Consider the following 12,799-nt stretch of genomic DNA (forward strand, 5'->3'; position numbering starts at 1 on the left):
ACATCAATTTAAGGTGTACCACTCTATATTGGTCAAGTTTTCTCTTCTACCTTTCTTTTCTGGCGCGTAATTTTTTGCCAGATAATCTAAAATTATAACTTCATTATCCCCTAAATCCCATAGGTTTTGAGTTTCTTGCATCCATTTTATAGTAGCTGACCAACCTTCTTTGGTCATTCTATTTTGCGTTACCAATTTAGCGGAGTGGCAATTGGTGCAGTTATTTACCACCGTCATTAAGCCATTGTCTGCAATAAATCCTGTACGCAAGTGTATGCCATTTTCAATGGCATCAAAATCATCCTTAGTATCGATTGTCTCTACTACGGTAAGTGTAGTCTCTGGTTTAGAAGTAAATGCAGATAAACTGGGGTCAACCATCAAGTAAACTAGAATTCCAGCAATAGCAATAAAGAAAACAAATAGGGTTACGCTTAACTTGCGAATTAATGCCGCACTTTCTTCAAATCTATTAGGCTGTTCCATTATCCTATTTTTACGGCAATTCTATGGCAAGCGTTATTTAAATAGCCTTTGGGGTTCCAGCCTGGTAATAACATGGGTTGACTTACACCATTGGTATCCGTAGCTTTTGCCCACACCTCATAGTAACCGGTTTCTGGAAAATCTACCGTTGCTGTAAAATGCTGCCACGCTAATCTATTGGAGGGTTTATTAAGCTTACATAGTTTCCAAGTAGCTCCAAAATCTATAGAATATTCCATTTTAGCTACTTCTAGTTCACCTGCCCAAGCATGACCGCGAATGGTTAAAGCCTGCCCTTTTTTAAGCATAGCACCTGTTTTTGGATAGGTAATTAGAGACTTTACGGGCATAGATTCTATAATGCACATATCTTCATCTTTTACCTTTGCACCAGGTGCTACTGGTTTACAGGGTACACGGTAGGCGGTACCCGTCATTTTTGCTCCATCATGTACAATGTTACGGACACTAATTTCTGTAAGCCATTTACCAGAGGTAGATGCCGGCCAGCCACCACAGACCAAACGTAACGGAAAACCGTGCGCTAAAGGTATGTCTTTACCATTCATTTTAAAAGCCAATAAGGTTTCGTCTTGTAGGGCTTTTGCTATGGGTACACCTCTAGAAATGGGCTCTTTCTCTGGGTTACCGCTTAAATGTAAATCTGCGGCGTGGTAACCAATATAAACGGCATCATCTTTTATTCCAACAGCTTGTAATACGTCTTTAAGGCGAACCCCTGTCCATTTTGCACAATGTACAGCGCCTACGGTCCACTGATTTCCCTTGGCTGGTGGGTTAAATTCCGCCCGTCCGTTTCCACCACATTCTAAAGTAAGTTGGTAGGTGTACTGTTGAAACTGTTTTTTTAAATCGTTTAGGCTAAATGATTTTTCTTGTACAACCGACTCTCCGCTAAAGGTAATTTTCCATGTGTCTGCGTCTATGTTTACGGGTAGTTTTCCGTTATTTCTAATAAACATGTTTTTATTAGGGGTAACCGCATCATCCAACAAATGGGCCTTAGCTTCAATATTCCATGGCTTATCATTTAATACCACCATTTCTTTGTTCTTATCAAAAAGGCTAAAGGGGTCTTGGTCTTGTAATCCAAGTGGTACATAGTCTTTTGGCAAGTTGTGGCCATAAACGATGGGGCTTCCTAAAATACTTGCCATAGCGGCTAAAGATAGCCCAGCCGTAAAATCTCTTCTTTTCATTTATTATTCTGGTTGTGGCTAGTTAAAAGTACAAGTTTTCTAGTTCAGAAACCAAGGGTTACTACCATACAAGTAGTAATATAACACATGTTTATGAAAACGTTTACATTTTGAGATTAAGGTATTGTGTCCTATACAGTAGTATATATTAGTGCTGAGATAATTTTAAGATAGAAAGCGCATTAGATAGTAATTGTTTCTATTTAGAAAGCAAGTACAATCTTTTACTCATTCTAAATTACGTAATAAAAAACTTACATTTTATCGAATAAACGTTTAGCTGTACACTTATTTTTGAATGCAATCGTTTGCATAGCAAAGTTTATTATATAGTAAGATTAGGTGGTATTAGTTTTAATGGTGTAAAAATTAATCAAAATGGTTGTTATGAATAAAAACATGGGAGTTGTAGATCGGGTCTACAGGGTAATAGTAGCTGTTTTGGTTGCCCTATTTGGATATTTAGAAATTATTGCAGGAGTATTTTCTATCATCCTTATGGTGTTAGCTGCAATCTTTATAATTACAAGCATCATTGGCTATTGCCCCGTATATTCCTTATTTAAAGTAAATACGTGTAAAACTAAAGAGTAGGGCTCTAGCTGATAATTATCATTTTTTGTAAGGTTCTGTAGTAGTATTTTTCACCTCTAAATATGGAGTTATGGAAACAATACTTACCTTACCTTTAGTATCTTGGCAAAACGGAATTACCATGATTGTTGTTTTTGCTGTGGTCGTAGTTGCGTTTATACTAGGCATATATACCATGATCAATTCTGGTCAAAATAAACAGGATTAATTATTGATGCATTTTTAAAGCGTTTTGTAACCTAGATTACGCTTTAATTCAAGGTTTGTGCCGTATTTTTATAGTAGAAAATACAGGGCCTTATGGATACAGAAATACTTGCCAGAATCCAGTTTGCTTTCACTATTGCTTTTCATTACATCTATCCACCTTTAAGTATAGGCTTAGGTCTTTTAATGGTAATTTTTGAAGGTTTATATCTTAAAACGGGAAAAAAACAATATGAAATTCTTACCAGGTTTTGGTTGAAAATCTTCGCGATAACTTTTGGGATTGGAGTGGCTACTGGCATTATAATGGAGTTTGAGTTTGGTACTAACTGGTCTGTTTATTCTAGATATGTAGGGGATATATTTGGAAGTGCCTTGGCGGCAGAAGGTTTGTTTGCTTTTGGGCTAGAAAGTACATTTTTAGGCATTTTGATTTTTGGTTGGAATCGGGTTTCTCCACGCGTACACTTTATAGCTACTATAGGGGTGTTTTTAGGATCCATGTTTTCTGCAGTATGGATTGTAGTGGCCAATAGTTGGCAGCAAACTCCGGCGGGTTACCATATAGTTGGTAAAGGATTAAACGCTAGAGCAGAAGTCACCGATTTTTGGGCCATGGTTTTTAATCCGTCTAGTATAGATAGAATAATTCATGTATGGCAAGGCGCTTTCTTAGCGGGGGCATTTTTGGTGTTGAGTGTACATGCCTATTATTTGCTTCGAGGTAGGTTTGTTGAAATTTCTAAGACAGCATTTAGAATTGCCTTAGTAGTAGCTACTTTAATATCATTATCTCAATTGGCGTCTGGGCATAGCTCTGCAGATGGTGTGGCAGAAAATCAGCCAGCTAAATTAGCTGCAATGGAAGGCCATTACGAGGCCTCTTCTGCAGCAGATTTATACCTTTTTGGATGGGTTGATGATGAAACAGAGAAAGTTACGGGACTAGCGGTGCCAGGCGGCTTATCTTTTTTGGTCCATCAAGATTTTGAAGCCCCTATTGAGGGGTTAAATGCGTTTCCTAAAGACGAAATACCAACGCAGGTGAATGCGGTATTTCAATTTTACCATATAATGATTGCAATTGGTATGTTTCTGATAGCTTTAACCTTGTTTGCATGCTATTTATGGTGGCGGGGTCAGCTGTTTAATAAAAAATGGTTGTTACAAATTTTTGCTTTCTCCGTTTTGTTGCCACAGATAGCAAACCAAGTAGGATGGTTCGCTGCAGAAATGGGCAGACAACCATGGGTGGTATACGGACATTTAAAAACAAGCGAGGCTTTTTCTCAAGAGGTATCATCCAATCAAATTTTATTTTCGCTAATTCTATTTTTAGTGGTGTACACCCTTTTGTTCTTATTGTTTCTGTATTCCATGAATAAGAAGATTAAACACGGCCCGTATGATGAAGCTGATAATCCAAACGAATTTTTAAAATACACCTAATAGAACGCGTATGGAAACATTTTTAGGTATAGATTACCCAACACTGTGGTACTTGGTTGTTGGGCTTTTATTTTCGGGTTATGCCATTTTGGAGGGGTTTGATTATGGTGCAGGGGCATGGCATTTATTTTTAAGAAAAGATTTGAGTAGACGTATAGCAATAAATGCTATAGGACCACTTTGGGATGCCAATCAAGTATGGCTTATTATTGGAGCGGGAGCCTTATTTGCTGGCTTTCCGGTCATGTATGCCACTATGCTGTCTGCTATGTATGTACCCTTTATGCTGTTTTTAATGTTTTTGGTCTTGCGGTCTGCTGCAATTAAATTTAGAAGTGCAGAAGAAATGCTTTGGTGGCGTAAAACTTGGGATGTTATTTATTGCGGTTCTAATACTGCCATAGCTTTTTTGTTAGGTGTTGTTCTGGGTAATGTGTTACAGGGTTTTGAACTTCATGAAAATCATGAATATAAAGGAGGGGCGTTTTTTACCTTTTTAAATCCATATGCCCTATTAGTAGGCTTAACAACGCTCTCAATATTTATGACGCAAGGAGCCATTTTCTTATTGCTAAAAACAGAAGGGAGACTGTATGCACGTTTTACCTTTTTATTAAAAAAGGCAATGATATTCTTTATACTAAGTTTTGTTTTTACTTCTTTTTATACGTTAATCTATTTGCCAGGGGTTGCAGATAAATTTAAGGAATTTCCTGTGTTTTTTATTCTGCCAGTAGCGGCGTTTTTAGCCGTAGCCAATGTGCCTAGATTGGTTTTCAAAAAGAAATACATGCAAGCTTTGATATTTACCTCTTTGACTATGGCATTTTTATTAATGTTAGTGGCTTTTCAAATGTATCCCGTTTTATTACCATCAACCATTAATCCAGATTTTAGCGTTACTATTTATAATGCCGCATCTTCTCAAAAATCTTTAGGGATTATGCTCACTATTGTCCTCATAGGTGCACCATTACTAGCGTTTTACTTCCTTTTTCTATATAAAACTTTTAAGGGCAAAGTAAAGTTAGATGATACAAGCTATTAAAGTTTAAGTGACTCAGGTTACGTTTAAGTTGGTTTACATTTAGTTTCTTTGCTGAAAAATATATTGATGGATATAATTTTAGCGCCATGGCCCTGGTATGTTTCTGGGCCATTAATTGCATTAACGATGGCCGTGCTTATACTACTGGGCAAAACCTTTGGTATGTCTTCTAACCTTAGAACCGTTTGTAGTATGGCAGGAGCTGGTAAAGCGGCTGATTTTTTTAAGTTTGATTGGAAAGCGCAACGTTGGAATCTTATTGTTGTATTGGGGGTGGCAATTGGAGGTTTTATTGCTCAGAACTATTTGAGCCCTGATAAAGCCGTAGCTATACAACCAGAAATTATTACCCAATTAGAAGATTACGGTTTTAAAAGTGCAGGCAAAGCTTACATGCCTATGGAATTATTCAGTACAGAAGCTTTAACTAATGCTAAAATGTTGTTGTTACTAATACTAGGTGGTTTTTTAGTAGGTTTTGGGGCTAGATATGCTGGTGGGTGTACTTCTGGTCATGCAATTTCAGGACTAAGCAACCTGCAGTTACCTTCTCTTATAGCAGTGATTGGTTTTTTTATTGGCGGCCTTTTTATGGTTCATATTTTGTTTCCCTTTATTTTTTAGTTGATGCGAAGTGTACTTTATTTATTCGTTGGTATCTTTTTCGGTATCGTTCTTTTTAAGTCAGAAGCAGCTTCTTGGTTTCGTATATATGAAATGTTTCAGTTTGGCTCTTTTCATATGTATGGTATCATTGGTTCTGCCTTGGTATTAGGTATTATATTTATTCAAATTGTAAAACGGAGTAATTCAAAATCTATCTTTGGAGAAACCATAGGTATTCAACCAAAAGAAAAATCTTTCTACAGATATGCCATTGGTGGCATATGCTTTGGATTGGGTTGGGCTTTGGCTGGTGCATGTCCTGGGCCAATGTACGTTTTAGTAGGAGCGGGTTACATACCTATTCTGGTAGTATTAGGGTCAGCAATTTTTGGTACGTTTATATATGGAGTGCTTAAAAGTAAATTACCGCATTAAAGATGTGTAGTTTACGGGAATTTTAACACAAATTGCCGATTAGGATTTTTACTACAAAAAAAAGGGGCTACTTTTGTTTCATTATAATACCAATCAGCCCCTTAGAATGAAACTCGACATCTTTATCATTGATGATGACTTAGTATCCCAATTTGCTACAAGATATTGTATTGAACAATTTGGTGATTCTTTTGATGTGTCTACTTGCAGTAGTGCAGAAGAAGGTTTAGAACGTTGTGCAACGTGGATAGAGGAGTATGGGAAACTACCAGATATTATTTTCCTTGACTTAATTATGGGAGAGATGGACGGATGGGAATTTCTAGAACACTTAGAAAAGTTCTCTAACGGAGTAAAGATGCCTAAAGTTTACGTGTTATCTTCTTTCGTAAATTCTAAGGATAGAGAAAAGGCTAAGAAAAATCCAGTTATAGAGGGCTATTTTGATAAACCTTTAGCAAAAACCAGTTTGGCAAAGGTTTTTCAGAAAGCGTCTTAAATAGTGATTTAATTTATATATATTATACCTATTTTTATATACTATTAACTAAAGTCAGGAGTTTTAATTTCTTAAATTGATTCTAGACCCCCCGAACTGACTAACTATGAAATATGATCCAAAGACAAGTTTATTACTTGTTCTATTGTTGACAGTGTTTTCTTGTCAAAACGAAACTAATTTATTTGAGTCTGTCTCAGAAGATTTACCACTACCTCCTAAATTAGTCGTAGCGAACAATATTAAGGAGACTAGTGTGGATTTAACATGGTCTAAAGTAAATGCTAACAACCCCCTAGAATATGGTGTTTATTTAGATTCTGCTAAAATTGCTACGATTAAAGATACTTTTTTTGTTGTCCAGGGGCTACTCCCTATTACTGAATATCAAATAGGGATTTCTACAATTAAAAGTTCAATAAGTGAATCTAAGTCTACTTCAAATATTGTAATAAGAACTCTGGATAAACCAGACGAAGTTTCACCATCTATTCCTGATCAATTAGAATATATAAATGAAACATCTAATTCAATCGATTTAATTTGGAAAGCAGCAGAGGATAACGTTGAAGTTGTTGGGTACCGGGTATTTCAAAATGATGCTATATTAGGTATAACAGACAAACTTACCTATGCTGTCAAAGACATAATACCAAATACAGAATATATTTTTAATGTAATGGCTTATGACGCTGCAGGCAATGCTTCCGAAAAGTCTCTAGACCTAGTTTACCAAAGAGTAGAACAAATTGATGAAACACCGCCTACTGCTCCAATGGATTTGTACGTTAAACAAAAAACAAAAAATTCTGTGTATCTAGAGTGGAAAGCATCATCAGATAATTCAGATAATGTGTCTTATAAAGTTTATCAGGACGATGTTTTCATTGCTCAAACGAATGATATTTCCTATCAAATAGAAAATCTTGAACCAAATTCAACATACAGCTTCTCTGTTTCAGCAATAGACAATAATAATAATGAATCACCATTGAGTAATATTGTAAATGTTACAACAAATGCCATAGAGCCTGAAAGTAACAAAATACTACTTATAACTAAAACATCAGGTTATGACCATGGTACTCGCAGTGAAGTAAATGCCATGCTTAGTGATATTGCTTTAAAGTTAAATATGGAAATAACCTCGGATGATACTGGAGATGAATTAAATTCGATTGAAAATTTAAGTCAATTTGATATTATATTTTTCTCAAATACAAGTGGTGATTTTTTAAATGAAGCGCAAAGAGCGGTAGTTGAATTGTATGCCTCGCAGGGGGGTGATTTTATTTCAAATCATGCAGCTAGTGATGCCTATGGGCATAGTACAGCCGAGACGGTTAATGGTAATGGTAAAGGTATTTGGGATTGGTATGCAGAAAATGTTACTGGTTGTAGTGTTAGAAATAACCCATATCATACAGCTAGTAATTATGAGGCAACCGTAGTTGTCCAAGTTGACAATATAGAACTTACTAAAGGAATAAATTTTCCTTGGCAGGATATTGAAGAATGGTATTATTGGGATGGCGGGTATTTAAATACGAATTTTGAGGAATTATTGCGTGTGTCAGAAACCGGAAGTGAATCGTATGATAAACCCAGAATGACGTCTCAATATTATCTAAGAGCAGATGGTGGAATAAGTTTTTATACCGGTATGGGACATAGCAAAAATAAGTATCAGGATCCTGAGTTCACTTTGTTGATTGAGAACGCAATAAATTTTATGCTTCAAAATTAGGGAGGGTGTTATATAATTAGTAGCCCCGGCAAGAATCGAACTTGCATCTAAAGTTTAGGAAACTTCTATTCTATCCATTGAACTACGGGGCCTAATAGCAGACCGTAAAATTAAGAATACTTTTTTATTAGAGCTTACTTAAACCGATACTATTAATTAAGGTGTTTGTATAGCTGTTAAGCTATATTTTGTTTTAATGAAATATAACATGCAAACCTGCTAACGAAAGCAACAAGACCAGTCCAAAATAGGATATGGATTTAGAACCCGATTGTAATAAGGTTTTTAGGGGTACTAAAGTGGTTTTAGAAATAAAGAAAAGTAAACTAATACCAGAAACAATTACCCACATGGCACGTACAAAATAATTCATGTCTGGGAGTATCGCTTTAAAAATAACCTGTAAGGTAAAGGTTCCAAAAAACACGTACAGTGCGGTATTGTGTTTTGGCTTAACCATAAAAACCGCAGAGCAAATTAATACTACTATTCCACAATTAATATAGTAACGTAGCTCATTTAACGTATGGGTAAAAGCAGCATCAGGATTCGCAAATTTTAAATACAACAAGATAATGCCGATGAGAACACCAGAAAAGAATCCAAAAATAATAGCCCTTTTACCAGCTTTTACCATTTGCATATCTGTGGCGTCCTTTTTTAGGTAGCCTTTGTAAATATCTATGGAATATAGCGTAGCGAGCGAGTTAAAGGTGGAGTCAACAGTACTCATCAAAGAAGCAAATAGGGCGCAAAGTACAAGACCTTTGGCACCTAAAGGCAAATAGGTGTTAACCAGATAAGGAAAGGCCATGTCTGGATCTGCCAATCCGTTTTTACCCAATATACCTACTAAAGCAATACCCGGAACCACTATGATTACTGCCATAACATACTTCATAATACCACCAACCATTAGGCCTATTTGAGCATGTTTTAAACTTTTAGCGGCTAAGGAGCGTTGTACTACAGATTGGTTGGCACACCAATAATTTATGTTAAGTAAGAAAAGACCAAATATATGAGTCCAGGGTAGTTTTTCATGAGTAGAAGGTAAATGCAAGTGCATTAACTCTGGGGTTTTTATGTACAATTGTTCCCAGCCTCCTAGATGATATATCGCCATAAACATTACAACAATACCACCGGTAAGTAAAATGCTAAACTGAATGATATCTGTACGGACAACTGCAGTTAATCCGCCTAAATAAGTGTAAACGGCAGAAAACAAACCTAAAAGTATAATTAGTATACTTATACGGATAATGCGGTCTGGGTGCAGCACCGCTAAATATTCTCCAAAAACAACGTCTGCAGCGTAAGCTCCCCAAAATAAAGCGGCTCCAATTGTTATGGTAGAGAAAAGTAAAATATTAGACAGCGAATATGCTAGGGCTACCTTGGCTCCCAATCTAGTTTTGATAAATTGGGTAATAGTAATAATCTTTTCTCTCAAATAATAAGGAACAAATATGAAAACGGCTAAAAGAATGCCTTGTACAGCGTTAATTTCTAAGCTGGCTTGTGCAATACCATAGAGGTACGCAGAACCCATCATCCCTAAAAATTGATACCCTTGGATGTTCGTAGCAATGGTAGAAAAGGCGATGGAAGGCCAACGGAGACTTCTAGAACTTAAAAAATATTCTTCGCTAGTCACCTCCGTCTTCTGCCTACCTGTGATAGCAGCTACCATTACGGCAGCAAAATAGGCTATAACAATTACCAAGTCTATCATTATCTTTTTGCTATACTACGTATTTAATTATCTTTTATATTCTTTTGCCCGCTGCTAAAGGTGTTAAAGGTTCAGTGTCACCAACCTTGCCTTGTTCTTTTAACAATGATATTGTTTTTAAGTGCGGTAGCACAAGTTTGGCAAAATACTCACATTCTTGTTTGTGTGGGTAACCAGATAGGATAAAAGAACGTATACCCATATCCATATACCTATTTAGCTTTGCTATTATCTGTTCTGGATTCCCTACTAGAGCAGCGCCACAACCAGAACGCGCCTTGCCAATACCTGTCCATAAATGTGGTTCAACGTAGCCATCGTCCTTAGACTGTTCGCGCATTTCTTTTTGTCTGCTCACACCGTAAGATTTCGCATCTAATGCTCTTTCTCTTATCTCGGTACCTTTGTCAATATCTAATTTAGATAAAATACTATCTGCGTAGGCTCTTGCTTCTTCTTCTGTTTCTCTTACCACCACATGTACACGTAAACCAAAGTCAACTTTTCTATTGTAAGTTGCGGCTTTGTCGCTCATGTTTTGCATTAATCCACGTAGGTTTTCTTCCGTCTCTGGCCACATTAAGTAAACATCGCAATGTTCTGCGCATAGTTCTACAGCACTAGGAGAATACCCTCCAAAATATAGCATTGGCCCGCCATTTTGGTAAGGTTTAACAGGATTAGTAGGTAGCTTTAAGTTATAGAATTTACCTTTAAAATCTATTTCTTCTTGTGTCCAAGCCTGCTTTAAAATCTGGATAACTTCCCTAGACCTTTGGTATCTATCCTCGGAAGATAAATCTTCCCCCGGTAAGTTAGAAGATATAATATTTATGGTAAGTCTTCCTTTTAATATATGGTCTATAGTAGCTAAGGTCCGTGCTAACATTGGTGGGTGTACCTCGCCACAGCGTATAGCTGCTAAAAGATTAATGTTTTCTGTCATAGGGGCTACTGCAGAAACAAAAGGTAGGGTGTCTTGCCCAACTTGGTAAGAAGAGGGGCAAAGAATATTTCTAAATCCTAATTTATCTGCAGTTAAAAGTATGTCAGAGGTATTTTCCCAACTGCTTTTATATTCCATGCTTCTTTCGCCTAGATACCTATCGTCACCATCACAAATGGGGGCAAACCAAGAGACCTCTGAACCTGTTAAATGTTCTGAACGAATTACAATTTTATTTTCCATTATCCTAAGTGGTTTTATAAATCTTTTTAATCTATTTCTTTTCCTGTGGCAGCTTGCCATAGTACATACCAATCTTCTTTGGTTATGTTTATATCCATAGCTTCCTTAGCCTTTTGTAAGCGGGCTATTTTACTTGTACCCATAACAGGGACAATACCAGAAGGGTGTTTGGCTAACCATGCTAAAAGCAGTTGGTCTATGCTACAGTTGTAGTTAGAGCATAACTGATTTAAAGTATTTTTTAGTGGTTTTAATGCAAAGGGTACTTCTTTGGCAAAAAGAGCGCCACCGCCTAGTGGTGACCAAGCAGTTGGCCTAAATCCCAATTGCATTGCCTGGGTTAAACTGCCATTGCTAAAAGCTTCTCTTTGCAATAGGGAAACTTCTATTTGGTTGGTGCATAAAGGGGTTAGTGTATTTAAGGATTCAAATTGTTTTTTTGTAAAATTAGAAACACCAAAAAAGCGAACTTTACCACTTTTACTTAAATCTGTAAAGGCTTCTGCAATTTCTTCTGGCTCCATTAAATAATCTGGACGGTGTAATAGTAAAGTGTCTAAATAATCTGTATTTAAATTTTTCAAAGAAGTTTCTACAGAAGCTATAATATGGGCTTTGCTTAAGTCATAAGATTTAACTTTATGTTCGCTTCTATGTTCAGATATTAGCTTTATACCGCATTTTGTAGTTAACCTAAGTTGGCCACGTAGTGCTGAATTTTGCTTTAATACTTTTCCAAATTCGGCCTCAGTAGTGTAAGACCCGTAAATATCTGCATGGTCAAAATCAACTAAATCAATTTCTAAGCATTCTTTTATAAAGGAATCCATTTCCTTTGTAGCCATTTTTTGCCCCCATTGTCCTAGGCGCATTGTGCCTACAATTATGGATGAAATTGGGTAGTTTTTCATAGTATTAAATGCAATTATGAGGAGCCTAAAGTATAAAAATAATTTTAAAATGAAAACGTTTACATTTTTAAAATGTATTTTTGAACGTATTTATTTAAATAAAATGTAAAAAATTAAGCTAAATGATAACAATTCTGTCGGGTTCAAATAGAAATGACAATCATACCTTAAAGTTTGCGCAATTAGCTAAACAGTTGTTGCAAAAAACAACAAAAGAAGAGGTTGTATTGGTAGATATGGCCGCGCTCGCTAGTTGGAGTGTAACAGGAGATATGTACGGAAATACATCACAACCAGCGGTTATTAAACAGTTGCAAGATGAAATAATAATTCCAAGTCAAAAATTTTGGTTTTTTGTTCCAGAATATAATGGTAGTTATCCGGGGATAGTGAAGTTGGTTTTAGATGCCATTTCCGTGAGAGATTCCAAAGAAAGTTTTCAAAATAAGAAAGCTATTGTAACAGGTGTTGCATCTGGCAGGGCTGGTAATTTAAGAGGAATGGACCATTTGGCAGATGTTTTAAATCATTTAGGAATGTTTGTACATCCTAATAAATTACCCATTTCTTCAATTTATAAGTATATGGATGATAATAAGATGGTTGTAGGTGAAGAAATAAAAGAGTTGTTACAAAAGCAAATAAGTCAATTGCTAAACTTTAATTAATA

14 protein-coding genes and 1 tRNA gene are annotated in these 12,799 nt (G+C 36.2%); 9 read left to right on the plus strand and 6 right to left on the minus strand.

Going from position 1 to position 12,799, the window contains the following annotated elements:
- Positions 1–3 precede the first annotated feature (3 nt).
- Both FBT53_RS00725 and FBT53_RS00730 read right to left on the minus strand, forming a co-directional pair.
- A complete protein-coding gene (locus FBT53_RS00725; RefSeq protein ID WP_136949259.1) occupies positions 4–486 on the minus strand; it encodes a monoheme cytochrome C in 483 nt (160 codons plus the stop codon).
- Positions 486–1,706: a sulfite oxidase gene (locus FBT53_RS00730; RefSeq protein ID WP_136949260.1), complete on the minus strand. Its 1,221-nt coding sequence runs from the start codon at positions 1,704–1,706 to the stop codon at positions 486–488. The genes FBT53_RS00725 and FBT53_RS00730 overlap by 1 nt, the downstream gene beginning before the upstream one ends.
- A 387-nt stretch (positions 1,707–2,093) precedes the next feature.
- Here FBT53_RS00730 and FBT53_RS00735 point away from each other — a divergent pair, with 387 nt between their 5' ends.
- The 8 genes from FBT53_RS00735 (at position 2,094) to FBT53_RS00765 (ending at position 8,291) form a co-directional block, all read left to right on the plus strand.
- Complete coding sequence (locus tag FBT53_RS00735; protein WP_136949261.1) at positions 2,094–2,300, plus strand: DUF2892 domain-containing protein; 207 nt, start codon at positions 2,094–2,096, stop codon at positions 2,298–2,300.
- A 70-nt stretch (positions 2,301–2,370) separates the two neighbouring features.
- Complete coding sequence (locus tag FBT53_RS16015) at positions 2,371–2,508, plus strand: hypothetical protein (RefSeq protein WP_169630293.1); 138 nt, start codon at positions 2,371–2,373, stop codon at positions 2,506–2,508.
- A 92-nt stretch (positions 2,509–2,600) separates the two neighbouring features.
- Positions 2,601–3,956 (plus strand): cytochrome ubiquinol oxidase subunit I, encoded by a 1,356-nt coding sequence (locus FBT53_RS00740; RefSeq protein WP_136949262.1) that lies wholly within the window; start codon positions 2,601–2,603, stop codon positions 3,954–3,956.
- A gap of 10 nt (positions 3,957–3,966) precedes the next feature.
- The gene (gene cydB, locus FBT53_RS00745; RefSeq protein WP_136949263.1) at positions 3,967–5,004 is read left to right on the plus strand and encodes a cytochrome d ubiquinol oxidase subunit II; all 1,038 of its coding nucleotides are present in this window, start codon (positions 3,967–3,969) and stop codon (positions 5,002–5,004) included.
- Between the two features lie 66 nt (positions 5,005–5,070).
- Complete coding sequence (locus FBT53_RS00750) at positions 5,071–5,628, plus strand: YeeE/YedE family protein (protein WP_136949264.1); 558 nt, start codon at positions 5,071–5,073, stop codon at positions 5,626–5,628.
- A gap of 3 nt (positions 5,629–5,631) precedes the next feature.
- Positions 5,632–6,045 (plus strand): DUF6691 family protein, encoded by a 414-nt coding sequence (locus tag FBT53_RS00755; RefSeq protein ID WP_136949265.1) that lies wholly within the window; start codon positions 5,632–5,634, stop codon positions 6,043–6,045.
- A 106-nt stretch (positions 6,046–6,151) separates the two neighbouring features.
- Positions 6,152–6,544, plus strand: a complete 393-nt coding sequence (locus FBT53_RS00760; protein ID WP_136949266.1) for a response regulator — start codon at positions 6,152–6,154, stop codon at positions 6,542–6,544.
- A 106-nt stretch (positions 6,545–6,650) separates the two neighbouring features.
- On the plus strand, positions 6,651–8,291 hold the full coding sequence (locus FBT53_RS00765; RefSeq protein WP_136949267.1) for a ThuA domain-containing protein: 1,641 nt from the start codon (positions 6,651–6,653) through the stop codon (positions 8,289–8,291).
- A gap of 20 nt (positions 8,292–8,311) precedes the next feature.
- Here the strand turns inward: FBT53_RS00765 and FBT53_RS00770 are convergent.
- The 4 genes from FBT53_RS00770 to FBT53_RS00785 all read right to left on the minus strand — a co-directional run bounded on the left by FBT53_RS00770 (position 8,312) and on the right by FBT53_RS00785 (position 12,129).
- A tRNA-Arg gene (locus tag FBT53_RS00770) sits at positions 8,312–8,383 on the minus strand.
- Between the two features lie 101 nt (positions 8,384–8,484).
- Positions 8,485–10,029: an SLC5 family protein gene (locus FBT53_RS00775; RefSeq protein WP_136949268.1), complete on the minus strand. Its 1,545-nt coding sequence runs from the start codon at positions 10,027–10,029 to the stop codon at positions 8,485–8,487.
- 34 nt (positions 10,030–10,063) lie between these two features.
- Positions 10,064–11,218 (minus strand): LLM class flavin-dependent oxidoreductase, encoded by a 1,155-nt coding sequence (locus tag FBT53_RS00780; protein WP_136949269.1) that lies wholly within the window; start codon positions 11,216–11,218, stop codon positions 10,064–10,066.
- Positions 11,219–11,244: 26 nt separating this feature from the next.
- Positions 11,245–12,129 (minus strand): aldo/keto reductase family oxidoreductase, encoded by an 885-nt coding sequence (locus FBT53_RS00785; RefSeq protein WP_136949270.1) that lies wholly within the window; start codon positions 12,127–12,129, stop codon positions 11,245–11,247.
- Between the two features lie 122 nt (positions 12,130–12,251).
- Between FBT53_RS00785 and FBT53_RS00790 the strand changes: the two genes are divergently transcribed.
- On the plus strand, positions 12,252–12,797 hold the full coding sequence (locus tag FBT53_RS00790; protein ID WP_136949271.1) for an NADPH-dependent FMN reductase: 546 nt from the start codon (positions 12,252–12,254) through the stop codon (positions 12,795–12,797).
- Positions 12,798–12,799 lie beyond the last annotated feature (2 nt).

It is taken from the genome of Flavobacterium sp. ASW18X, assembly GCF_005144745.1.
In the GTDB taxonomy this organism is placed as follows: domain Bacteria; phylum Bacteroidota; class Bacteroidia; order Flavobacteriales; family Flavobacteriaceae; genus Croceivirga.

What these genes read in the sequence shown, in the direction of transcription:
- FBT53_RS00725 (WP_136949259.1), bottom strand. Translation starts at nt 486, where the DNA reads ATGGAACAGCCTAATAGATTTGAAGAAAGTGCGGCATTAATTCGCAAG.
- FBT53_RS00730 (WP_136949260.1), bottom strand. Translation starts at nt 1,706, where the DNA reads ATGAAAAGAAGAGATTTTACGGCTGGGCTATCTTTAGCCGCTATGGCA.
- FBT53_RS00735 (WP_136949261.1), top strand. Translation starts at nt 2,094, where the DNA reads ATGAATAAAAACATGGGAGTTGTAGATCGGGTCTACAGGGTAATAGTA.
- FBT53_RS16015 (WP_169630293.1), top strand. Translation starts at nt 2,371, where the DNA reads ATGGAAACAATACTTACCTTACCTTTAGTATCTTGGCAAAACGGAATT.
- FBT53_RS00740 (WP_136949262.1), top strand. Translation starts at nt 2,601, where the DNA reads ATGGATACAGAAATACTTGCCAGAATCCAGTTTGCTTTCACTATTGCT.
- cydB (WP_136949263.1), top strand. Translation starts at nt 3,967, where the DNA reads ATGGAAACATTTTTAGGTATAGATTACCCAACACTGTGGTACTTGGTT.
- FBT53_RS00750 (WP_136949264.1), top strand. Translation starts at nt 5,071, where the DNA reads ATGGATATAATTTTAGCGCCATGGCCCTGGTATGTTTCTGGGCCATTA.
- FBT53_RS00755 (WP_136949265.1), top strand. Translation starts at nt 5,632, where the DNA reads ATGCGAAGTGTACTTTATTTATTCGTTGGTATCTTTTTCGGTATCGTT.
- FBT53_RS00760 (WP_136949266.1), top strand. Translation starts at nt 6,152, where the DNA reads ATGAAACTCGACATCTTTATCATTGATGATGACTTAGTATCCCAATTT.
- FBT53_RS00765 (WP_136949267.1), top strand. Translation starts at nt 6,651, where the DNA reads ATGAAATATGATCCAAAGACAAGTTTATTACTTGTTCTATTGTTGACA.
- FBT53_RS00775 (WP_136949268.1), bottom strand. Translation starts at nt 10,029, where the DNA reads ATGATAGACTTGGTAATTGTTATAGCCTATTTTGCTGCCGTAATGGTA.
- FBT53_RS00780 (WP_136949269.1), bottom strand. Translation starts at nt 11,218, where the DNA reads ATGGAAAATAAAATTGTAATTCGTTCAGAACATTTAACAGGTTCAGAG.
- FBT53_RS00785 (WP_136949270.1), bottom strand. Translation starts at nt 12,129, where the DNA reads ATGAAAAACTACCCAATTTCATCCATAATTGTAGGCACAATGCGCCTA.
- FBT53_RS00790 (WP_136949271.1), top strand. Translation starts at nt 12,252, where the DNA reads ATGATAACAATTCTGTCGGGTTCAAATAGAAATGACAATCATACCTTA.